Here is a 21056-nt window from a genome sequence, read left to right as displayed (position 1 = left end):
GCGGACCCCCGCCGCCGGGCCCGGTACGGAGCCCGGTACTGAGGTACGGAACCCGGTACGGAGCCGTCGGCCGACGGGCCGCCGCCGTGGAGTACACCGCGGGACGGCCTCGTCACGCCTCCAGCAGGCGCTGCCCCACGTACTCGCCCTCCGCCGCGCCGCCCGGCACCGCGAAGAGGCCGCTCGACTCGTGGCGGATGAACTCCGAGAGCGCGTCGCCGCGGTCGAGTTTGCGCTGGACGGGGACGAAACCACGCACCGGATCGGCCTGCCAGCACACGAAGAGCAGACCCGCGTCGGGGGTCCCGTCGGCGTCGATGCCGTCGTGGAAGGAGAACGGACGGCGCAGCATCGCGGCGCCTCCGTTCTGGTCGGGCCGGGTGATGCGCGCGTGCGCGTTGATCGGCACGACGAGGTTGCCGTCGGCGTCGGTCCTGTCCAGGTCCATCGCGGTGGTTTCGGTGCCACCGCTCAACGGCGCCCCCGTGGACTTCTTCCGCCCGATGACGTCCTCCTGGGCCTTGCCCGAGAGCTTCTCCCAGTCGTCGAGGAGCATGCGGATCCGGCGTACGACGGCGTAGGAGCCGTTCGCCATCCACTCGGGGGTGCCGGAGGCGGGGACGAAGATCCGTCCGCCGAAGTCGGGCTCGGAGGGCTTCGGATTGCGGGTGCCGTCGATCTGGCCCATCAGGTTGCGGGCTGTCATCGGCGCGGCGGTGGCGCCCGGCGAGCGGTTGAAGCCGTTCATCTGCCAGCGCACGCGCGCCGCGCTGCCGGCGTCCTTCTGGATCGCGCGCAGGGCGTGGAACGCGACGAGGGCGTCGTTCGCCCCGATCTGCACCCACAGGTCGCCGTCGCTGCGGGCCTTGTCGAGGTGGTCGGAGGAGAAGTCGGGCAGCGGGTCCAGGGCGGCAGGCCGCTGCTTCTCCAGGCCCGTACGCGCGAAGAAGCTGTGTCCGAAGCCGAAGGTGACGGTGAGGGACGACGGGCCGGCGTCGCGCGCCACGTCCGTGTCCTCGTGGGCCGCGGTCTCGCCCGCCATCAGCCGCTGGGCCGTCACCGACCAGCGGCGCAGCAGCGCGGCGGCCTCCCTGCGGCCCGCGCCCGCCGTCAGGTCGAAGGCGACGAGGTGGCCGCTGGCCTGGAGGGCGGTGGTGATGCCCGGCTGATGTTTCCCGTGAAACATTGCCATGTCCGCGCCGACAGAAGACAACGGGACGGGCTTGGCGGGGGAGGGTGCCGCCGCGTACCCCACGGCCGCTCCCGCCGCTCCGAGGGTGAGCCCGGTGGCGCCGGCGGTGCCGAGCAGCCGGCGCCGTGACATGACTCCCCGCGGAGTGTCACTCGGCGACGCTGCGCCGGTGGACGCTTCGGGGAACGGGGTCTTTCGGGCGGCGGGGGCGGAGGACCCCGGGGTGGGCTGGTCAGCCATGGTCAGTTCAGCCGATCTGCGCGTTCTTGTTCACGGTCGCCTGGTCGATGTCGGAGGTGCGCACGGTCACCGCGATCTTCCAGTCGCCCGCCATCGGGATCTGTACCCCGCTCGCCGCCCAGTGTCCGGTGGCGACCCGGTCGGGGGTCACGGGCAGCGGGCCGACGTTCTTCGCGGTGAGGGTGAAGGCGACCTTCACCTCGGGGACGTCGAAGGCCTTGCCGTTCGGCCGGAGCACGAAGACGTGCATCTGGTTGCCGCCGACCCGGGCCGGGTCGAGGGTGACCTCCACCGTGCCCTTGCCATCCTCGCCGCCCGTGTCGAACGGCATCTTCAGGGACAGCGGTCCGGAGCGCTGTGCGGCGGACGCGGTGGCCTGCCGGGCCGCCTCCGCCGTCCGTCCCGGCTCGGTGGCTGTCAGGGCGGTCGTGACCGCGAGCAGGACGACCGCGACCCCCGCCTCGGCGAGCACCGAGCGTCGCAGGCCCGAGCGCTGCGGGTCGGCGTCACGGACCCGCTTGTCGCGCGTGGAGTCCACGGCGGCCTGCTGCCGGGCGAGCTGGGCGGCGCGCCGGGAGTCGGCGGGGACGGTGGCGGGCGTCCTCACTTCGGAGCGCTGCTCCACGACGGCGGCGGCCTCGGAGACGGTCACCTCGGACAGCTGGGCGGTCCAGCGCCGCGAGATCCACGCGATGCCCACGAGGACGGCCACCAGGCCGACCTTGACGAGCAGGAGCTGTCCGTAGGACGTGTCGGTGAGCGCCGACCAGGAGCCGAGCTGGCGCCACGACTGGTAGATCCCGGTCGCGACCAGCACGAGGACGGCGCCGAACGCGAGACGGGAGAAGCGGCGGACGGCCGTCGCCTCGACGGGGGCCGAGGCCGGAGCCCGGAACAGGGCGACCACCAGTGCCGAGAGACCGCCGAGCCAGACGGCGACGGCCAGCAGGTGCAGGACGTCGACGGGCATCGCGATGCCGGGCTGGACACCGGTGGAGGCGTGCTCGGCCATGGCCCAGGTCGCGGCGAGGCCGGCCGCGACGACCGAGCCGCCGACGGCGAGCCCGAAGGTGAGGTCGTTCTTCTCCGCGGCCAGGTGATCGGCCTCGGTGTCCGGGTCCTCGGTGTCCGGGTTCTCGGCGTCCGTGGCCCCTGTGCCCATGGCGTCGGTGCCCGTCGTGCCGGCGTCCGTTCCCTCGCCCGGAGTCGCGCTCCCGGTGTCCGCTCCGGTCGTGCGTTCGTCCTCGTCGCGTCTGGCGTACGCGCCGAAGAGCACGGCGATGAACAGCGCCGCCGCGGCGAGCAGCAGCAGCCGCGACACCAGTGCCGCGCCCGATTTGGTCTGCAGCACCTCACCGAGCAGGGTCAGGTCGAAGATGTCGCCCGCCTTGCCGGACCCCACGTAGGAACCGCGCAGGAGCAGCAGGGCGAGCGTGGAGGCGGTGAGCGTGAGCCAGCCGCCGACCACGAGCCGCTGGACCGGCCGGATGCCCGAGCCGCGCTGCCAGCAGACCAGCACGAAGGCGGCTCCGCCGACGAGCAGGATGTATCCGGCGTACGAGAAGTACCGCGCTGCTCCGTAGAGGAAGCCCACCGGGCCGCCCCCCACGGCCTGGCCGGACACCGCCACGGACGTCTGCGAGGGGGCGCCGACGGAGAAGGTGAAGGCGCCCGAGACGGGGTGGCTGTCCGCGGACACCACTTGGTAGGTGACGGTGTACGTGCCGTCGGGCAGCCCCGGACGCAGCTTCAGGGCGTAGGTGTCGCCGCCCAGGTCGGTCGCGTTCCCGGCGTCGACCCGCCCGCCCTTGGGGTCGAGCACCTGGAGCGATTCGCCGTTCAGCGAGACCTGTTCGGAGAAGGTGAGCGAGACCTGGGCGGGTGCCTCGTCGACCACCGATCCCTGCGTGGGGTTGCTTCCGGTCAGCGCGGCGTGCGCGGAGGCGGGCGCGGCGCCTGCCAGGAGCGCTCCGGTGACGGCGAGGAACAGCAGCAGGAGGGTCCTGAAGCGGGGGGCGATGGTCGATGTCACGGTGATGCCTCCCTCAGCGTCCGGTCTTCGGGTTGTAGGTCGCGGGCTTCACCGGCATGGAGATCCTGACCGTGCCGGACTTGGCGAAGTGCAGTTCCACGGACACCTTCTCGCCCTGTCCGGGCTTGTGGGCGAGCTTTGCGAACATGAGGTGGTTGCCGCCGCTGGCGAAGTCCAGGGTGCCCTCGGCCGGGACGGTGAAGGACTTCTTCTCCTCCATCGCGCCGTCCACGGTCGCGTGCATCGTCACGTCGTCCGAGAGATCACTGGTGACCGAGGTGAGGGCGTCGGCGCCACCGGAGTTGGTGACGGTGAAGAAGCCCGCCGCCATGGTGTCCATGCTCGGGGCGGGCATGTAGGCGCCGGTGACCTCCAGTTCGGGAGCGGCCGGGGACGAGGAGTCGCCCGAGCCGCAGCCCGCCAGGGTCCCGGTGGCGGCGATGACGAGGGAGCAGGCGGCGAGGAGTCCCGCGCGGCGGCCCGTACGGCGGCTCACGGGGTCTTCCCCTCGGCGATCTTGGGCAGGTCCTTGGTGTAGTCGCCGACGGTGGCGCCCTCGCCGTACAGCACATAACCCGCGTCGGTCTTCGGCGAGAAGGCGATGACCTGGGTGCCGTGCACGGAGACGGTCTTGCCGTTCTTGTCCTTGGTCGTCGGCTCGATGGTGATGCCGAGGCGGCGGGCACCGGCCTGGATCGTGGCGAAGTCGCCGGTCAGGCCGATGAAGTCGGGGTCGATGCCCTTGAGCCAGGTGCCGAGCGCGGCGGGTGTGTCGCGGGCCGGGTCGGTGGTGACGAACACGACGCGCAGCTTGTCCTGTTCGGCCTTCGGGAGCTGCTTCTTGGCGACGGCGAGGTTGTTCATCGTCAGGGGGCAGACGTCGGGGCAGTGGGTGTAGCCGAAGTAGACGAGCGTGGGACGGCCCTTGGTCTCCGCGCGCAGGTCGTACTTCTTGCCGGTCGTGTCGGTGAGCACGAGGTCCGGCTTCTCGAACGGGTTGTCGAGGACCGTCGCGGCCTTGGTGGAGCCGGCCTCGGCGGACACGGCGGCGACCGGCTCGTTCCCGGCGCCGTCGTCGCCACTGCCGCAGGCGGAGAGGGCCAGAGCGGCGGCGGCGAACAGGGCGGTCATCGCGTACGTCTTCTTGCGCATAGAAAAATGTCCCAGATGTGAGCGCTCCGGTGGGCACCGGGGGTCGGACGCGGCCGCGGGGCCGGGCCGGGCGGGACCGGGAGCAGGTCCGCGCGGCCGCGTCCGTGACCCTCCGGTGCCCACCAGGAGCGTGTGTGTCTCCGTGCCTCAGGTGTGTGCCGGCACCTCAGGCGTTCGTACGCCGCCGGCCGGCCAGGACGCCGTACGCCACGCCCGCCAGGCCGACGACGATGCCCGCGACGCCGAGGACGCGCGCGGTGGTGTCGCTGCTGTCCGTGGCGGAGGCCGCCTCGTCGGTGTGCTCGGCGGTCTCCTCCGTGTGGTCGGCGTCCTCCGCGGCGGCGGACCCGTGATGGCCGCCCTCGGTCGCGGCCGTGAGCACGAGCGTCGGAGCCGGGTGCTCGGGCTCCTCGGCGCCCTCCTTCTGCGGCTCGATCCAGCGCACGATCTCCTTGTCGGAGTACGTCTGGATCGCCTTGAAGACGAGCGAGTCGGTGTCCTCGGGCAGCGCGCCGATGGACAGCGGGAACTTCTGGAAGAAGCCCGGCTCGATGCCCTTGCCGTCGGCGGTCCAGGTGACCTTGGTGACGGCCTCGTTGATCTTCTCGCCGTGCGCGGTGACCGGCTTGTCCAGCTTGGACCTGGTGACCTTCACGGTCCAGCCGTCGAGCGGCTGCGGCATGACGGAGGCCAGCGGATGGTCGGCCGGGAGGTTCACCTCGACCTGGGTGGTCGAGGCGTTGTCGCGCTCGTTGGGCACCTTGAAGTTCACGACGGTGTAGCCGCCCTTGGCGGCCGCGCCCTCGGGCTGCACGCTGACGTGAGCGAACGCGGGGGCGGACAGGGCGAGAACGGCGGTGGCGGCGGCGGTGCCGACGACGGCGAGGCGAGAAGCCTTCATGGAAGGAAACACTCCACATTCAGTCCGGTGACGAAGGGGACGCGCGGGCGCCTCGGTGTCCCGTGGAAGGGGCGAGAGTGGCACCCCGGGGAGACCCGGCGGGCACGCGCGCGTGCGGCACGACCGCGTCCCCTTCGAGAAGGTCCGTGAAGCCCGTGCGGTCCGTGGGGTCGAGGACTCCGGGACCGGGGAATTCCGTGGATCTCCGTGAAGCGGCGCGTCGTGTCAGGCGACGAGGGTGAACGCGGTGGAGGCGGGGGGCCCGCGCCGGACGACGGTGTGCTGAAGAGCGGTCGTCCGGGGAGCGAGGGGCGCGAGCAGCGCGGTGTGGGGCGTGCGCGCGATCTCGGGTGCCCCGGGAAGTCCCGTACGCAGGGCGCGTACGAGGGTCAGGGCGGCTCGCAAGGAGCGTACGAGCGCCGCTTCCGTGACGCCCTGCGCCGACAGGCGCATGAGCCGCAGGAGGGCCAGGTCGCCATGGCGCAGCACCCATCCGGCGGCGACGGCCGCGAGCACGTGGCCGAGCAGCATCGACACGGAGGGCAGCACCGGCATCGGGGTCCCCGCGACGGTGGGCACGGCGTCCCCGGCATGGTGCATGGACGACGTCATGCCGGTCATGCCGGTCATACCCGTGTCGATCCGCGCGTCGGCGAGGATCTTCATGGCCTGGGCGGGGCTGATCGCCGCCGCGGCCGTCCCGCACACCAGGCGGGCGGCCCGCTCCACGAGCGTGGCGTCGGACGTCGGCATCCCGGGCGCCATCGCGCCCATCGACGACCCGGTGCCCGTCGTACCGGTCCGCAGACCGAGTCCGAAGAGCGTGTGCAGCACCGTCTGGCCGAGCGCGAGAAGTGCCACGATGCCCGGCAGCGCGCGTTCGCGGCCCGCCAGCGCCGCGGCGACCGCGAAGACCGCGACGAAGCCCGCGCCCAGCGTCCACAGGGGGACCGTGGCGCAGGAGGCGATCCCGTGACCGGCCGCGGCCAGCACGACGCAGACCGCGGCGAACACCGCGGCCCTCAGGGTCCGGAGGCCTGCTCCGGAGCGCGCCGAACGCTGGTGGGGGGCAGTCATGGCGGGCTCATCATCGCACTGGGCCCCGACGCCCCGTACGGCAGGTCCGATTGATGGCTTGTGACCGGTCCGTCCGCCGGACGGCGGTCGGCCGAAGGGCCGTCGTCGGGCGCCGGATCGCTCGCGCATACACCGCCGCCTCATGTGAGCGCGTCGGCCGTATGGGCGGCATCACGTCGTGTATGCGATTGCGCACGGGCGGTTGCGGCAATACGTAACGGTATGTCGAGCCGCGGCCGGGAGGCTGGAGCATGAGCATCTGGTGGTCACTCCATCTGCGGCGCGAGGCTGCGAGTGTTCCGCTCGCCAGACGCCTGTTGCTCGGCACGATGGAGAGCGCGGGTGTCGACCCGGACATCTCGTACGACCTCTCCGTCGCTCTCACCGAGGCCTGCGCCAACGCCGTCGAACACGGCGGGGACGACATGCGGGACTCTTCCTGCGAGGCGTACCGCGTGACGGCCTACCTCGACGGTGACCAGTTCCGCATCGAAGTCACCGATTTCGGCCCGGGTTTCCCGGCCGGGAACGCCCGCTCCCTGCTCCGCCGGGCCGGTGACGACGCGGAGCACGGCCGGGGGCTGTGCCTGATCCGGGAGCTCGCCGACCACGTCCACATCGGCAACAGGCCGGGGCGCGGTGGTGCGGTGGTGAGCTTCGACAAGATCCTCAAATGGAAGACGGTCCCCTCGCTGCTGCCGGCCTGACGCGCCGTACGCGCCTCCCGGCCTGACGCGCCGTACGGCGACGAGGTCCGGCCGTGCCGGAGGGCGTCGGCGTCCGGTCGTGCCGGAGGGCGCCGGCGTCCGGCCGTGCCGGAGGGTGCCGGCGTCCGGCCGTGCCGGGTGGAATCCGGCGGGGCCTCCGTGCCACGCGCCCCGGCCCTCGGCTTCTCGCCCCTCCCGGAGTCCACAGGCCAGTGACAGCGCGCGCCCAGGTTCTTGAGAGCCGGCGGGTCTAGGTTCCCTTCGCACGTGGCCGGCCCCGGCTCTGCCGCCTTCCCGCCGGCGTCGTCATGAGAAGGGGTTACGTCGATGAGCAGCCGCGAGGACGACGAGGTTCTGGCGCGGGCCGCGGTGGCCGCGCTCACCCGGCAGCTGGAACTGACCCCCAAACCCGGACTGCCCGACCCCCGTGACCTCCGCGCGCGGGCCACCCGGCGGGATCTGTGTTCCCTGCGCTGGTCAGCCAAGGCGCTCACCCCCGGCCTCGCGGCCATGGCCGCCGCCGCCCGCCGCACCGGCCGTGCCACGCCCGAACTCCGCGCGGAGCTGGGTTCGATCGGCCGGTGCACCGAGCACTCGGTGGCCCTGACGGGCGGCGGCCACCGCGGTGCCCTGTGGGTTCTCGGGCTGCTGGTCGCCGCGACGGCGCTGGACCCCGGGGCCACCGGAGCCGATGTCACCGCGGCGGCCAAGCGGATCGCGGCGCACACCGACCGGCGGGCACCGCGGCGGCCCTCCCGCGGCTCGTCCGTCTCCGCGACGTACGGCGCGGCCGGTGCGCGCGGTGAGGCGCGTGCCGGGTTCCCGCACGTGCGCAGGGCGTTGGACGCGCTCGCCACCGCCCGGGCGGCCGGCGCGTCCGAACCGTGCGCCCGGCTCGACGCGCTTATGGCCGTCATGGCCACGCTCCAGGACACCGAGTTGCTGTACACGGCAGGACCCCATGGCCTCCGCCATGTCCAGGCCGGCGCCCGGGGGGTGCTCGAAGCGGGGGGTACGTCCACGGACGCGGGGCGTTCGGGCCTGGCCGTCCTCGACGAGGACCTCCACACGCGCGGATGGAGCCCCCGGGGCAGCGGCGGCCTGCTCGCGGGCGCGCTGTTCGTGGACGCGCTGCCGCCCCCACGCGCCTGACGCCCCGTCCACCCCACCCAGATCCACTCCGGCACCGAACCGGAATCCGCCCCTGGGCGCGTCGGGGTCCGGGGGCCGACCCCGGACGCACCGATGGCCGGGTGCCTCGGAAGGTGCCCGGCCATCGGTCTCGTATCCGCCCTCGCGGGCGCGGCGTCAGCCCTTGAGGGATGCCATCCAGGCCTCGACCTCGTCCGAGCGGCGCGGCAGGCCGGCCGACAGGTTCCGGTTGCCGTCCTCGGTGACGAGGAGGTCGTCCTCGATCCGGACGCCGATGCCGCGGTACTCCTCCGGCACGGTCAGGTCGTCCGCCTGGAAGTACAGGCCCGGCTCGACGGTCAGGCACATGCCCGGCTCCAGCGTGCCCTCGACATACGTCTCGGTGCGCGCGGCGGCGCAGTCGTGGACGTCCATGCCGAGCATGTGGCCGGTGCCGTGCAGGGTCCAGCGGCGCTGGAGGCCGAGCTCCAGGACGCGCTCGACGGGCCCTTCGAGGAGCCCCCACTCGACGAGACGCTCGGCCAGCACGTGCTGCGCGGCGTCGTGGAAGTCGCGGTACTTGGCGCCTGGCTGGACGGCCGCGATACCGGCCTCCTGGGCGTCGTACACGGCGTCGTAGATCTTCTTCTGGATCTCCGTGAACGTGCCGTTGACCGGGAGCGTGCGCGTGACGTCGGCGGTGTAGAGGGTGTGGGTCTCCACGCCCGCGTCCAGCAGCAGCAGATCTCCGGAGCGGACCGGCCCGTCGTTGCGCACCCAGTGCAGCGTGCAGGCGTGCGGCCCGGAGGCGCAGATCGAGCCGTAGCCGATGTCGTTGCCCTCGACCCGCGCGCGCAGGAAGAAGGTGCCCTCGATGAAGCGCTCGCTGGTGGCCTCGGCCTTGTCGAGGACCTTCACGACGTCCTCGAAGCCGCGCACGGTGGAGTCGACGGCCTTCTGCAGCTCGCCGGCCTCGAACTCGTCCTTGACGAGCCGGGCCTCGGACAGGAAGACGCGCAGTTCGTCGTCGTGCTCGCGGGTGACCTTGTCGGTCAGCGCGGCCTCGATCGCGGCGTCGTAGCCACGTACGACGCGGACCGGACCGGCGGCCTCCGCCAGCGCGGCCGGCAGCTCGCGGACGTCGGAGGCGGGGATGCCGTACAGCCGCTCGGCCTCGGCCAAGGAGTGGCGGCGGCCGACCCACAGCTCGCCCTGCCCGGACAGCCAGAACTCGCCGTTCTCACGGTTGGAGCGCGGCAGCAGGTAGATCGTGGCCTTGTGGCCCTCGGCGGCTGGCTCCAGCACGAGGACGCCGTCCTCGGTGAGGTTGCCGGTGAGGTACGCGTACTCGACGGAGGCACGGAAGGGGTACTCCGTGTCGTTCGAGCGGGTCTTCAGGTTGCCCGCGGGGATCACCAGGCGCTCGCCCGGGAAGCGCGCCGACAGTGCGGCGCGGCGGGCCGCGGTGTACCCGGCCTGGGCGACGGGTTCGAGGTCCCGCAGCTCGGTGTCGGCCCAGCCGGACTTCATGCTGTCGGCCAGCTCGTCGGACACGCCCGGGTACAGGCCGTTCTTGCGCTGCTTGATGGGCTCTTCCTCGCCCGCTTCGTCAGCGGCTTCGTCGAGTACGGCTTCCGGGGTCTCCGGGGTGAGCGCCTCCGACACGGTCTGCCTCCTTCATACGACTTTGGACCTCCCCATCGTACGGACGTACTGAAGGGGGCCCAGGGCCGGAGGACCTGTTACACCGGGTGTGAGCCCTCTCACTCGAAGCGGGCCGCCAGGAGGACGACGTCCTCGTCGCTGTCGGCTTCGTCGAGACCGTCCGGCAGCACACCGCGCAGCACGTGGTCGGCGATCGCGCCGGGGTCGTCGCGCAGCGTCCTCGGGACGCTCGCCGCCGCCGCGTGCAGCCGGGCGAAGGCGCGGTCCATCGGATCGCCGGTGCGGTGCAGCAGGCCGTCGGTGTAGATCAGGACGGTCTCGCCGGGGTCGGCGGTCAGTTCGACGCTCGGCGCCTCCCAGCAGGCGAGCATGCCCAGGGGCGCGGACAGGGAGGTCTCCACGAACTCGGTTCGCCGCGGTCCGATGACCAGGGGCGGGCTGTGTCCGGCGCCGGCGAGCGTGATCTTGCGCAGGGCGGGCTCGCAGTACGCGAACAGGGCGGTGGCGGAGCGCGCGGGTTCGGTCAGTCGCAGCAGCAGTTCGAGGTCGGAGAGCACGGCGACCGGGTCCTCGCCCTCCATGACGGCGTAGGCCCGCAGGGAGGCCCGCAGCCGGCCCATGGCGGCGACCGCGCTGGGTCCCGAGCCGGTGACGGAGCCGACCGCGAGGCCGAGCGCGGCGTCGGGCAGCGGCAGCGCGTCGTACCAGTCGCCGCCGCCGCGCGGGCCGGTGCGGTGCCGGGCGGCGAGCTGGACGCCGGAGACCCGGGGCAGCCGTGGGGGAAGCAGTTCCTCGGACATCGTCGTCACGCACGTCCGCGCGCGTTCGAGCTCCAGCAGCCGTGCCAGGTGCTCCGTGGCGTGGCGGGTGTAGAGGCCGATGAGATGGCGCTGGCGTTCCACCGGCTCGGCGGGCTCGTCGTAGAGCCACACGGCGGCCCCGAGACGGCCGGCCGCCTCGGTGGACAGCGGCAGCGCGTAACTGGCGGCGTAGCCGAGACGGGCGGCGACCTCGCGGTGGCGCGGGTCGAGTCCGTCCTCCGAGAGGAGGTCCGGCTGGGTGATCTCGCCCTCGCCGCCCGGCAGCCCGTCCAGGATCTTCCCGTACGACATGGAGCTGCGCGGCACCGTCTCGATGTGGCCGAGGTCGGCTCGGGCGAGGCCGAGGCCGATCGTGGTGTCGGGGCCCAGTCCGTCGCCCGGTTCCATGACGACGAGGCCGCGCCGGGCGCCCACGAGGGCGGCTCCGGCGCGCAGCAGTTCCTGAAGCGCGTCGTCCAGTGTCGCGGTGCGGGCGACCCGTTCGGTGAGTTCGTGAAGCGTGGTGAGGTCCGAGACCCAGCCCGCGAGACGGTCCTGGAGAGCCGCTCCGGGGCCGGCCGGCGGGGCTGCCGCCGCCGCGCCCGTGGGAGCGGGCGCCGGCGCGACAGTGTGTGCGGGCGAGGGAACCGTTGAATCGATTCCGGCCACTTTCGGAAGGTGAGGGGCGTTCATGACGTCCGGCTTTCCGACCGGTGCGTTTTGCTCAATAGCATCGCAAACCCCCATGTCGTTCTGCGCCGCTAGCGGTGTCTCCACATGTACACGTACTCGTGAGGGGATGTCCAGCATTGTCCTGCCGGGATTCCTGGTGTCCGTGCGACCGGTGGTAACCCTTGCGGGAAATTGAAATTGGCCTAAAACTGACTCGGGCAACGGCTTATTGAGGTCGACTGGCCTCGTTCGACGGAGCGTCACAGCGGTCGTGATGGGTACGTACTCGGTGAAGGCCAGGGGTGGTTGAGATCCGCCCGGAACCTGGCGACGGACCCGGGCGTCTTAACCACCGACGACCGTGCCCCATCCTCCCGTGGCGGAGGCGGCTAGGAATACGCGGGACGTAAAACGCCAGGCGCCGCCACCCCACGCCATGCCCATGCTTTGGATGTACGCGGTATGGGCGCGGACACAGCCACATGCTCGGCCCAGAGGGGTTCCCCTTGTCTCCAGCAGGGGTGTGATGCGCCAGCAGGTACGCACAGTGAAGTGATCGACACATGGTGTGATGTGATCCTCGGTGTTGCCAGGCGTGCAACGGAAAGGAACGAGCGCTCATGCGCGAGATCCTCGGAAGGCGACGCAGGCTCCTGTCCAGGCGAAACAACGGGAGGCCTGAGATGCTCAGCGCGGCCCTGACGTTCGCGACGGCATGGCGTTGGCCCGTACTCCCGGGTGTGGCGGCCGACCCGCAGGGGCGTGCCCGCTGCGGCTGCCCCGACCCGGAGTGCACGGTGCCGGGCGCCCATCCCTTCGACCCCGGCCTCCTCGCGGCCACCACGGACGAGCGCATGGTGCGCTGGTGGTGGACCAACCGGCCCTCGGCCCCCATCGTGCTGGCCACCGGGGGCGGCGCCCCGTGCGCGGTGAGCCTGCCGGCCCTCGCGGCGGCCCGCGCGCTGGACGCCCTCGACCGCACGGGCATGCGCCTCGGCCCGGTCGTCGCCTCTCCCTCCCGCTGGGCGATCCTCGTCGCCCCGTACTCCATGGAACAGCTCGGCGAACTGCTCTACGCCAAGGACTTCGTCCCCGGCTCCCTGCGCTTCCACGGCGAGGGCGGCTACATCGCGCTGCCGCCGTCGGAGACGGGCCAGGGGCAGATCCGCTGGGAGCGCGCTCCCCTGCCCGGTTCGGCCGCCCCCTGGGTGCCCGGCGTCGAGGCCGTGGTGGATGCCGTCGTCGAGGCACTCACTCGTACGGGTGTGAGCGCGCCCGAGTTGTAGGGGGGTCCGGCGCGCGGCGAGCCGCGCGCCCTCCCCCGCTCGTTATCGTCCGCCTATGCAGCGTCATTCGGGGGAGTACGGGGCCGAGGCGCCGCCGGGCGGCGGACCGGACCCCCGAAGGGTCCGCCTGGTGGCGTTGGCGGGAGTCGTGGCGTTCGTCCTCGCCCTGCCGCTGGCCGTGGCCTCGGCCGGCCCGGTGGGCGACGCCGGCTCCCCGTCCGCGCGCGGGACGGCTGCCGCGGACGGCCGGCCGCCGTCGCCCGCACCCCGGCGCTCTTCCCCGCGGCTCGGCCTCGGTCTCGCCACCGCCGCCCGGTGCGGTCCCGAACTCTCCTCGCCCGACGGCGTCGAGGCGCAGACCTGTGTCCTGACGCAGGGCGAGGAGACCTGGGCGCGCACCTACTACCGCAACGCGACCGGCGAGTCGCTGAGCTCGGCCCTGACGCTGATGGCTCCTGGGGGCCGCACGGTGCAGATGAACTGCGCGGTGGACGCGGAGGACGACCCGGGGGCGTGCGAGACGCCCAGGGAACACACGGCGGGTGAGCCGGGGGCGTACTCGGCGGTCGCGGAATTCGCGCGGAGCGGCGAAGGGCCGCTGCTGCTGCGCTCGGGAAGCAACTCGGGCCGCCGGTAAGGCGATTGATATCGTTCGGGATTCCGAACATGGAAAGACCCGGTTGCTGGCGACGGGGGATGCACCAGCAACCGGGCTACTCGAACGGTAACAAGAGATCGGCGGTTCGCAAATTCGATCTCGGCTATTCGGACACGGATTTACCTGTCACAACGGGGAGTTGTGACAGGAGTCACCCGCTTCCGAGACCCTGACCAGCTGACCGGTCGGTCAGTTTCCCGTCCTGTGGGTTCGCTGTGGATCAGCTGAGCGTCACCTGGCGGTTGGTGAGCCCCCCGCGTGCGCGGCGCTCGTCCGCCGTGAGTGGCGTGTCCATGGCCAGAGCGGTGGCGAGGTGTTCGGCGAACTCCGCCGCCGGCTTCTCGACGTCGTCCGCCGTGACACCGCTCGGCAGGTCCCAGACCGGGACCGTGAGCCCGTGCGCACGGAAGGAACCGACCAGCCGGGTGCCCTCCCCGAGGCTCGAACGGCCCTCGGCGTGCAGCCGCGCGAGAGCGTCCAGAAGCTGCTCCTCGGCGTACGGCATGACCCAGCGCAGGTGGTTCTTGTCGGGCGTCTCGCACCAGTAGGCGGCGTCGACCCCGGAGAGCTTGACCGTCGGGATGGCGGCGGCGTTGGCCCGCTCCAGCGAGGCGGTCACCTCGGGCGTCGCGTTCTCCGCGTCCGGGACCCAGAACTCGAAGCCGCTGTGCACAACTGGCTCGAAGGCGCCTTCGGGGTCGAGCAGGTCCTGGAGCCGGGGACCGTCCGCCGGGGCGCGCCGCCCCTCGACCGGGGTGCCGGGCGGTGCGACGAGCGCGCGCCGCAGGGTGTCGGCCAGGTCGCGGCTGATGTCGCCGGACGGCGTGTCGTTCTGCAGGCCGAGCAGCACCGAGCCGTCCTCGCGGCGCAGCGCCGGCCACGCCATCGGCAGGACCGTGGCGAGGGTGACCGAGGGAACGCCCTCGGGCAGGCTCTCCTTGAGCGTCAGTGGCACCGTCGCGGCGGGCACCAGTTCGCGCAGCGCGACCCAGTCGCCCTCGCCCCGCAGGCCCTCGAACGGGCGGTGCACCAGCTCGGTCGCGGCGTGCGCGGCGGCCCGGCCGTGGCAGGCCTTGTACCGGCGGCCGCTGCCGCAGGGGCAGGGCTCGCGTGCTCCGACGACCGGGATCTCGCCGCCGTCCTTCAACTGCGGCTGCTTGGCCTTCGTCTGGGGTCGCTTCTTGGCCATCGTGGGTGTCTCCCGATCACGGCTCGTCTCGTACTGGCGCGAGCCTAGCCGTTCGCAGGGAGACCGACGGGATCCTGTGGACAACGCACCGCGTCGTCACGGAGCCCGGCGGCCGGTCCGCGCGCCCCGGTCCGGCTCAGTCGAGGTCGTCGAAGGCGTCCACGAAGTCCAGACCGGAGATCCCCGACACCCTCGGTGACGCGACGCGCGTAGCGAAGTCGTCGTGCCGGTGCGCCGTTTGTACGTTGTCCTGGACGACCACCCACACGGTGACCTCGCCGTGGATGTCGTCCCGTACACCCCAGTCCTTGGCCAGCGCCGTGATGATGTTCAGCCCGCGGCCGCCCCGTGCGGTGACCGACGGGGTGGCGGGTACCGGGCGGGTCGGGCCGCCGCCGTCCGTCACCTCGATCGTCAGCCGTCCGGCGGGGTCGATACGCCAGGCCGCCCGCACGTCGCCGTCGCCGGCGAGGGCGTCGCCCAGGGGCCTGCCATGACGGCACGCGTTGCTGAGCAATTCCGAAAGGATCAGTACGGCGTCGTCCACGACCGCTTCCGCCACGCCCCCCGAACGCAGTTGATCGCGCATCCGGTGCCTTGCTTCTCCCACGCCCGCAGGGCCATGGGGTACGGCCATGCTTGACGACGTGGGCACCTCCTGTGCCACCACCAACGCCACCCCCGAGACCTCCTTCACCCCACGCCACGGAGTGAATGCCCCTTTGGACTGGACCGGAAACCGGCCAATCGACGTCTGCTGACGCACTCGTAACGATCGAATGCGGAACGAACGCGCCGGTGCACTCCCTGTGACCGTGTGGCCGGTTCTCGACGGTTTCCGGGGGGTGGTCCTGGCGTTTTCCGGGAGCCGGCCCGCCGCAGGCAGGGCCAGGTCAGCGGCCCAGTTGGCGGAGCACCGCGCGCGGGCGGTTGGTGATGATGGCGTCGACGCCCAGTTCAGCGCAGAGATCGACGTCCTCGGGCTCGTTCACGGTCCAGACGTGCACCTGGTGACCGGCCTGTTTCAGCCGCTCGATGTACCCCGGGTGACTGCGTACGATCCGCATCGAGGGGCCCGCGATCCGGACACCGGCGGGCAGTCGTCCGTCCCGCAGCCTGGGTGAGACGAACTGGAGCAGGTAGACCGTCGGCATGGTCGGGGACGCGGCCCGGACGCGGTGCAGCGAGCGCGCCGAGAAGCTCATGACGCGCACCGCGGACTCGGCCGGGGAGGCGGGGGTGTCCAGGCCGAAGCGCTTCAGCAGCTGGAGCAGCCGCTCCTCGACCTGGCCCGCCCAGCGGGTCGGGTGCTTGGTCTCGATGGCCAGCTCCACGCGGCGGCCGGCGTCGGCGACGAGTTCGAGCAGTTTCTCCAGGGTGAGGACGGAGGTGTCCGTCAGGCTCCCGGGAGCGTGTTCCCAGTCGGGTGACTCGTCGCGGTTCTTCCACGAGCCGAAGTCCAGTGCGGTGAGTTCGGCGAGCTCCAGGGCCGAGACGGCTCCGCGGCCGTTGGACGTCCGGTTCACGCGGCGGTCGTGGACACAGACGAGATGGCCGTCGGCGGTCAGCCGTACATCGCACTCGAGGGCGTCCGCACCGTCCTCGATCGCCTTCTTGTACGCGGCCAGGGTGTGCTCGGGGGCCTCTTCGGAGGCTCCGCGGTGGGCGACGACCTGAATCGGGTGCTGTCGTGCGAGGGTCACCGCGTCATGGTGCCACCGTCGCCGGGCGAGCGTGAGGTGAGATATGTCGCAAGACATTCCTTTTGGTAATAAAAGTCCGTTATAAAGGATGGCCTCGGACGCACAGCCACCGCTTATGGTGCCCTGACGCCCTGTGGGAAAAGCTGACGGCGTACAAAAGCACATGCACAGCTGAATCGCGCCGGGCCATCGACAAGTGTGCGTGGGCGTGACCGAGTGCGACCGAGAAACAACAGCCGTGGATCGAGGAGAAGAGCTGTGAGCACCGAGAACGAGGGCAACGCAGTACCCCCGGCCCCGTCCGCACCTCCTGTGCCGGTGGAAACTCCCGCTGCTTCCGCGCAGGGCGCCTCGCACGCGGGGGGCGCGCCGACCGCTCCGATCCCCGCGGTGCCCGGCGCACCGGAGCACGCGTCGGCGCCCATGGGCATGCCGGCCTACGCGTCGGACGGAGCCGGGCAGGGGGCCGACCCCTACGGGCAGGCTCCGACCCAGGGCTCCGCCCCCGAAGCGGGCTGGCCGCCTCCGCCGCCCGCCACCCCGTCGTACGCCGACGGCGGCTCGGGTGCCGGCGGCTGGGGTTCCTCCTACCAGCAGCCCGCGCCGAAGCCGAGGAACGGGCGCGGCGGTCTGGCCGCCGCGGTGCTGGTGGCCGCGCTGGTCGCCGGCGGTGTCGGTGGCGGCATCGGCTACTCGCTGGCCAAGAACGACGACAACTCCACCGACTCGACGACGGTCTCCGCCCCGAGCAGCAGCGGTGAGGTCAAGCGCGCCTCGGGCACCGTCGCGAACGTGGCCGCCGGCGCGCTGCCGAGCACGGTCACCATCGAGGCCCAGAGCACGAACGGCGAGGGCGGCACCGGTACGGGCTTCGTCTTCGACAAGCAGGGCCACATCCTGACCAACAACCACGTGGTGGCGGACGCGGTCGACGGCGGCAAGCTCACCGCCACCTTCCCGAGCGGCAAGAAGTACGACGCCGAGGTGGTCGGCCACGCGCAGGGGTACGACGTCGCGGTCATCAAGCTGAAGAACGCGCCCTCGGACCTGAAGCCGCTGGTCCTCGGCGACTCCGAGAAGGTGGCCGTCGGCGACTCGACGATCGCGATCGGCGCGCCCTTCGGTCTCTCCAACACGGTGACCACGGGCATCATCAGCGCCAAGAACCGTCCGGTCGCCTCCAGCGACGGCAGTGCCAGCAGCAAGTCCTCGTACATGAGCGCCCTCCAGACGGACGCCTCGATCAACCCGGGCAACTCCGGCGGTCCCCTGCTCGACGCCTCGGGCGCGGTGATCGGCATCAACTCGGCGATCCAGTCGTCGAGCAGCGGCGGTCTCGGCGGGTCCGGCCAGTCCGGTTCCATCGGCCTGGGCTTCGCGATCCCGATCAACCAGGCCAAGTACGTGGCCCAGCAGCTGATCCAGACGGGCAAGCCGGTGTACGCGAAGATCGGCGCGTCGGTCTCCCTGGAGGAGGGCACGGGCGGCGCGAAGATCACCGAGCAGGGTGCGAGCGGCTCCGCGGCGGTCGAGGCCGGCGGTCCCGCCGCCAAGGCGGGCCTCAAGCCCGGCGATGTCATCACCAAGCTCGACGGCATGGTGGTCGACAGCGGTCCGACCCTCATCGGCGCGATCTGGACCCACGAGCCCGGCGACACCGTCAAGCTCACCTACACGCGCGACGGCAAGACCCACACGGTCGACGTCACCCTCGGTTCCCGTGAGGGCGACAGCTGACCGTCCCATCCGGCTCGCAAGGGGTGTCTCTCCCGGGAGGCACCCCTTTCGCGTGCGGGTGGTTCCGTCCGGGCCGGGTCCCGGGACGCGTCAGACGCGCGGCTTCTTCGCGGCCGCCGGCCGCTTCTTGCCGCTGGTGCGTTCCGAGGCCGCGGGCGGGCAGGGGCGCTGCCGGTGGCGGGACGTGCTCTGGCGGGGCGGCCGGGTCAGCGTGATCTGACGGATCAGTTGCTGGAAGCAGGTCAACGACGCCAGAGCGGGTACGACGGCGGTGGCCACACCGGTGATCGACTGGTGGGCGTCGGCCACGCAGAACATCATCGCGACGGAGGAGAACAGCAGGACGACGTACCACGAGTGCACGGCCCGGCGCTGGTGCAGAGCGGCTCTCAGGATCGACAGCGAGGCCACCATCCAGGGGCCGTAGACCAGAAGGGGCCACCAAGGTCCCGTACCGCTCTGCGCGTTGGACGCGATCCGCTGGAGCGGCGAGTAGGCCACCATGCCGCTGAAGACGCTCACCATCGACACGGTGGCGGCGGCGACCGCGGCGAGCACGAAGCTGACGGTCTGGAGCCAGTTGCGGCGGTTGCGGACCCGTACCTTGCGGTGCCCGGCCGTGGAGCGCCGGATCGGCGGCAACTCGGCGGTGATCTGCACCAGGTTGTCCATCGGATCGCCCGTGAACTCGCCCGTGAACTCGCCGGTGAATTCGCCGGTGAACTCGTCGGCGTACGCCGGCTCGCTGCGCGGGGGCGGCACGGTGACCTCCTGCTCCGCCGCCGCGGCGTCCTGGAGGAGGTAGGTGAGTTCCTCGACGGGGTCCCAGCCCTGTTCGTTCAGGGCGGTCACGGGGTCGCCGTAGGGGCCGGTCTGCGCCTCGGTGGGGTATCCGGGATTCTGTCCGTACCGGGCGAAGGACAGATTCGGGTAGTCGTCATTCACGGAAACTCGTCCCGGTCGCGTGAGCGCGGTTACGGCCGGAGCGTTCCGGGCCGTTCCACCGCTGGTCGGGTTCCGCTCGAACCGCGTGCCGCCCGGCCGGTACCGGGCGGGCAGAGGCCGGACCCTCCGCCGCCGCTCCAGAGACGGCCGGAACGAGAGATCTTGCTTTCGCCATGTTCCGCTAACGCGGCTCCCCCGCCTTCAGGTGTGCGGCAATCGAGTGAGCGCGCGGCGGCGGAAGTATTCACCAAAGCGGCTTTTCGTCCATGGGGGCCGATGCGCGCGGCGCGGCGGCGGACAGACCCCGCGGGCACCCGGCCGGTGACGCCCGCGAACCGGATCGGCGCTGGTGGATCCGGTGCGGACCGTGCCTCCGCGACGCGCTCGCAGCCGGGTACGCTGTACCCGCTCCACCCGGTCGGGCGGAGCGGGGTGGGTTGCCCGAGCGGCCTAAGGGAACGGTCTTGAAAACCGTCGTGGCGCGAGTCACCGTGGGTTCAAATCCCACACCCACCGCAGTTGGACGGCCCCTGACCAGGTAGATCGGTCAGGGGCCGTCGGCCTGTCCCGGTGCGGTCCCTCCTATGGCTGTGGGGGCGGAGGAGCCGTCATCCGGGACGCGGAGGCGATCGTCGAGCGGGCCTCTCGCTCGGTCAGGCCCGTGCGGACGGCGGCCTGGACGAGCGGGGCCGTCAGCTGGGGGCCGATGCCGTTCTCGTAGGCGCGGCAGGCCGCCCAGAAGAGGCGGGTGTTGCGCTGACCCTCGTGGGCGGCGAGGACGAACTGGACCAGTCCCTGGCCCTGCCGTTCGCTCGCCGAAGGCGTGGGGAGGTGGGCGCGGGCCGGGGGCGGGGGCAGGAGCAGGCGCAGGAGTTCGGGCGGGCAGGGCGCGGGTGCGAGCCGGGAGGTGCCGGGAGCCGTCCCGTACACGCCGTGTTCGGTGCGCGAGCCGGGGCCGACGAGGTAGCCGCCGGCACCGCGGATGTCGATGCCGGGAGCGAGCCGGCTCGCCGAGTTGGGGACGACGACGTCCGGCGGTCCGCTCAGCCACAGATGGCGGCCGCCGCTGGGAGTCAGGACGACGACCGTGTCCGGGATCGTGAAGAGATGGCGCAGGGCCAGTTCGCGCAGGGCGGTCGAGGAGTCGGTGTCGGACTTGGTGTCGAGGTCGACGCCGATGAGGTGGTGCGGGTGCAGCCCGCAGGCGATGCCGTAGCCGGTGGCCCAGGGGGCGGCGGCGAAGAGCTCGCGGATACGCCGGGGCTCGGTCGAGGCGTCGTACACGCCGTGCCCGAAGCGGCCGCATTCGCCGTGGCACGGGTGGGGGTCGGGGTCGTCGCGATGGGGGGAGCGCAGGGCCGGGAGCTTCGTACGGGACAGCGGGATCACCGCGAGTCCGCGCTCGGCTGCGGACAGGGCGTGGGCCAGGGCCAGAGTGGTGGCCCGCCGGTCGATGGTGGCCATGACTCCATAATCGTACGAGTGTTCGAGAAAGGGAAGGGCTCTCCGGGTTCACGGGGGAGCCGGGCGGGTGAGGGGCGAGATCGGCCGAAAAATGCGCCGGAACGCTTCCGCGGGCGCCGGGCCCGGTCTGGATGGACCGTAGGGGCCTGAGCAGGAACTTTGTCCGCGTGAAGGGGGTTTATCGACATGTCCTCACGCTTGAGGGGGAATCACGGCTTCCGGTGGGGTTCGCCGGGGATGTGCTGGGCAGCTCTGGACTCGCGACGTCGTGGACAACGCCGGGGCGGTCGGCCAACCGCCCCGGAACAAGCCGTATTTCCCGTACGTCCCGGCCCACCGCCGGTTCGTGCAACCGCTTCTGGAGGAACCCGCATGGCAAGCATCCGTACCGCTCGCGTTCTCGCCGCCGTCGCGGCCCTGCCGCCGCCCGCCGCCCGCTTCTCCGGGGGGTAGCGCTCGGGGGGTGGGGGATTCGCGACGTCCGCGCGACGGTGCTTCGGCGCCG

At 72.0% G+C, this 21056-nt stretch carries 18 protein-coding genes and 1 tRNA gene; 6 read left to right on the top strand and 13 right to left on the bottom strand.

All coding sequences use genetic code 11. The features are described 5' to 3' along the window. Positions 1-112: 112 nt before the first annotated feature. The 6 genes from efeB to ACF07B_RS18185 form a co-directional block, all read right to left on the bottom strand. Positions 113-1432: an iron uptake transporter deferrochelatase/peroxidase subunit gene (efeB, locus tag ACF07B_RS18210; protein WP_392179626.1), complete on the bottom strand. Its 1320-nt coding sequence runs from the start codon at positions 1430-1432 to the stop codon at positions 113-115. 7 nt (positions 1433-1439) lie between these two features. After that, a complete protein-coding gene (locus ACF07B_RS18205; protein ID WP_392179625.1) occupies positions 1440-3464 on the bottom strand; it encodes a copper resistance CopC/CopD family protein in 2025 nt (674 codons plus the stop codon). Positions 3465-3477: 13 nt separating this feature from the next. Beyond that, on the bottom strand, positions 3478-3960 hold the full coding sequence (locus ACF07B_RS18200; RefSeq protein WP_392179624.1) for a copper chaperone PCu(A)C: 483 nt from the start codon (positions 3958-3960) through the stop codon (positions 3478-3480). Then, positions 3957-4616 (bottom strand): SCO family protein, encoded by a 660-nt coding sequence (locus tag ACF07B_RS18195; RefSeq protein WP_392179623.1) that lies wholly within the window; start codon positions 4614-4616, stop codon positions 3957-3959. Before ACF07B_RS18195 ends, ACF07B_RS18200 begins: the two co-directional genes overlap by 4 nt. A 166-nt stretch (positions 4617-4782) precedes the next feature. Then, positions 4783-5517, bottom strand: coding sequence for a YcnI family protein (locus ACF07B_RS18190; protein WP_392179622.1), 735 nt, complete (start codon positions 5515-5517; stop codon positions 4783-4785). A gap of 225 nt (positions 5518-5742) precedes the next feature. Continuing rightward, the gene (locus ACF07B_RS18185) at positions 5743-6594 is read right to left on the bottom strand and encodes a hypothetical protein (RefSeq protein ID WP_392179621.1); all 852 of its coding nucleotides are present in this window, start codon (positions 6592-6594) and stop codon (positions 5743-5745) included. Between the two features lie 251 nt (positions 6595-6845). Between ACF07B_RS18185 and ACF07B_RS18180 the strand changes: the two genes are divergently transcribed. Then, the gene (locus ACF07B_RS18180) at positions 6846-7301 is read left to right on the top strand and encodes an ATP-binding protein (RefSeq protein WP_369481928.1); all 456 of its coding nucleotides are present in this window, start codon (positions 6846-6848) and stop codon (positions 7299-7301) included. Between the two features lie 327 nt (positions 7302-7628). Beyond that, positions 7629-8453, top strand: coding sequence for a triphosphoribosyl-dephospho-CoA synthase (locus ACF07B_RS18175; protein WP_392179620.1), 825 nt, complete (start codon positions 7629-7631; stop codon positions 8451-8453). A 156-nt stretch (positions 8454-8609) separates the two neighbouring features. Here the strand turns inward: ACF07B_RS18175 and ACF07B_RS18170 are convergent, their stop codons facing one another. Then, complete coding sequence (locus ACF07B_RS18170) at positions 8610-10097, bottom strand: aminopeptidase P family protein (RefSeq protein WP_392179619.1); 1488 nt, start codon at positions 10095-10097, stop codon at positions 8610-8612. Positions 10098-10195: 98 nt separating this feature from the next. Continuing rightward, positions 10196-11707, bottom strand: coding sequence for a PP2C family protein-serine/threonine phosphatase (locus ACF07B_RS18165; protein WP_362403952.1), 1512 nt, complete (start codon positions 11705-11707; stop codon positions 10196-10198). 482 nt (positions 11708-12189) lie between these two features. Between ACF07B_RS18165 and ACF07B_RS18160 the strand changes: the two genes are divergently transcribed. Both ACF07B_RS18160 and ACF07B_RS18155 read left to right on the top strand, forming a co-directional pair. After that, on the top strand, positions 12190-12855 hold the full coding sequence (locus ACF07B_RS18160) for a bifunctional DNA primase/polymerase (protein WP_362403954.1): 666 nt from the start codon (positions 12190-12192) through the stop codon (positions 12853-12855). A gap of 55 nt (positions 12856-12910) precedes the next feature. Then, on the top strand, positions 12911-13492 hold the full coding sequence (locus tag ACF07B_RS18155; RefSeq protein ID WP_369481925.1) for a hypothetical protein: 582 nt from the start codon (positions 12911-12913) through the stop codon (positions 13490-13492). Between the two features lie 241 nt (positions 13493-13733). Here the strand turns inward: ACF07B_RS18155 and ACF07B_RS18150 are convergent, their stop codons facing one another. The 3 genes from ACF07B_RS18150 to ACF07B_RS18140 all read right to left on the bottom strand — a co-directional run bounded on the left by ACF07B_RS18150 (position 13734) and on the right by ACF07B_RS18140 (position 16405). Further along, positions 13734-14702 (bottom strand): DUF5926 family protein, encoded by a 969-nt coding sequence (locus tag ACF07B_RS18150; RefSeq protein ID WP_392179618.1) that lies wholly within the window; start codon positions 14700-14702, stop codon positions 13734-13736. A 136-nt stretch (positions 14703-14838) separates the two neighbouring features. Then, entirely contained in the window at positions 14839-15468 is a 630-nt protein-coding gene (locus ACF07B_RS18145; RefSeq protein WP_392179617.1) for an ATP-binding protein, read from the bottom strand. A 127-nt stretch (positions 15469-15595) separates the two neighbouring features. After that, positions 15596-16405 carry a glycerophosphodiester phosphodiesterase gene (locus tag ACF07B_RS18140; RefSeq protein WP_369481922.1) on the bottom strand — a complete coding sequence of 270 codons (810 nt, stop codon included), beginning with the start codon at positions 16403-16405 and terminating at the stop codon, positions 15596-15598. Between the two features lie 258 nt (positions 16406-16663). Between ACF07B_RS18140 and ACF07B_RS18135 the strand changes: the two genes are divergently transcribed. Continuing rightward, positions 16664-18142 carry a S1C family serine protease gene (locus tag ACF07B_RS18135; RefSeq protein ID WP_392179616.1) on the top strand — a complete coding sequence of 493 codons (1479 nt, stop codon included), beginning with the start codon at positions 16664-16666 and terminating at the stop codon, positions 18140-18142. Between the two features lie 90 nt (positions 18143-18232). On the opposite strand, the gene ACF07B_RS18130 is transcribed toward ACF07B_RS18135, so the two are convergent. Beyond that, positions 18233-19087, bottom strand: a complete 855-nt coding sequence (locus ACF07B_RS18130; protein ID WP_369481920.1) for a DUF2637 domain-containing protein — start codon at positions 19085-19087, stop codon at positions 18233-18235. A 431-nt stretch (positions 19088-19518) separates the two neighbouring features. Between ACF07B_RS18130 and ACF07B_RS18125 the strand changes: the two genes are divergently transcribed. After that, positions 19519-19603: transfer RNA gene (locus ACF07B_RS18125), tRNA-Ser, on the top strand. Between the two features lie 66 nt (positions 19604-19669). Here ACF07B_RS18125 and ACF07B_RS18120 read toward each other — a convergent pair. Then, complete coding sequence (locus tag ACF07B_RS18120) at positions 19670-20551, bottom strand: bifunctional DNA primase/polymerase (RefSeq protein ID WP_392179615.1); 882 nt, start codon at positions 20549-20551, stop codon at positions 19670-19672. Positions 20552-21056: the final 505 nt, after the last annotated feature.

The organism is Streptomyces sp. NPDC015532 (assembly GCF_043078065.1).
Lineage (GTDB): Bacteria > Actinomycetota > Actinomycetes > Streptomycetales > Streptomycetaceae > Streptomyces.
The sequence above is the reverse complement of the archived record's forward strand: the minus strand, read 5'-3'. Positions and strand labels throughout refer to the sequence as shown.

What these genes read in the sequence shown, in the direction of transcription:
- efeB (WP_392179626.1), bottom strand. Translation starts at nt 1,432, where the DNA reads ATGGCTGACCAGCCCACCCCGGGGTCCTCCGCCCCCGCCGCCCGAAAG.
- ACF07B_RS18195 (WP_392179623.1), bottom strand. Translation starts at nt 4,616, where the DNA reads ATGCGCAAGAAGACGTACGCGATGACCGCCCTGTTCGCCGCCGCCGCT.
- ACF07B_RS18190 (WP_392179622.1), bottom strand. Translation starts at nt 5,517, where the DNA reads ATGAAGGCTTCTCGCCTCGCCGTCGTCGGCACCGCCGCCGCCACCGCC.
- ACF07B_RS18185 (WP_392179621.1), bottom strand. Translation starts at nt 6,594, where the DNA reads ATGACTGCCCCCCACCAGCGTTCGGCGCGCTCCGGAGCAGGCCTCCGG.
- ACF07B_RS18180 (WP_369481928.1), top strand. Translation starts at nt 6,846, where the DNA reads ATGAGCATCTGGTGGTCACTCCATCTGCGGCGCGAGGCTGCGAGTGTT.
- ACF07B_RS18175 (WP_392179620.1), top strand. Translation starts at nt 7,629, where the DNA reads ATGAGCAGCCGCGAGGACGACGAGGTTCTGGCGCGGGCCGCGGTGGCC.
- ACF07B_RS18165 (WP_362403952.1), bottom strand. Translation starts at nt 11,707, where the DNA reads ATGCTGGACATCCCCTCACGAGTACGTGTACATGTGGAGACACCGCTA.
- ACF07B_RS18160 (WP_362403954.1), top strand. Translation starts at nt 12,190, where the DNA reads ATGCGCGAGATCCTCGGAAGGCGACGCAGGCTCCTGTCCAGGCGAAAC.
- ACF07B_RS18155 (WP_369481925.1), top strand. Translation starts at nt 12,911, where the DNA reads ATGCAGCGTCATTCGGGGGAGTACGGGGCCGAGGCGCCGCCGGGCGGC.
- ACF07B_RS18150 (WP_392179618.1), bottom strand. Translation starts at nt 14,702, where the DNA reads ATGGCCAAGAAGCGACCCCAGACGAAGGCCAAGCAGCCGCAGTTGAAG.
- ACF07B_RS18120 (WP_392179615.1), bottom strand. Translation starts at nt 20,551, where the DNA reads ATGGCCACCATCGACCGGCGGGCCACCACTCTGGCCCTGGCCCACGCC.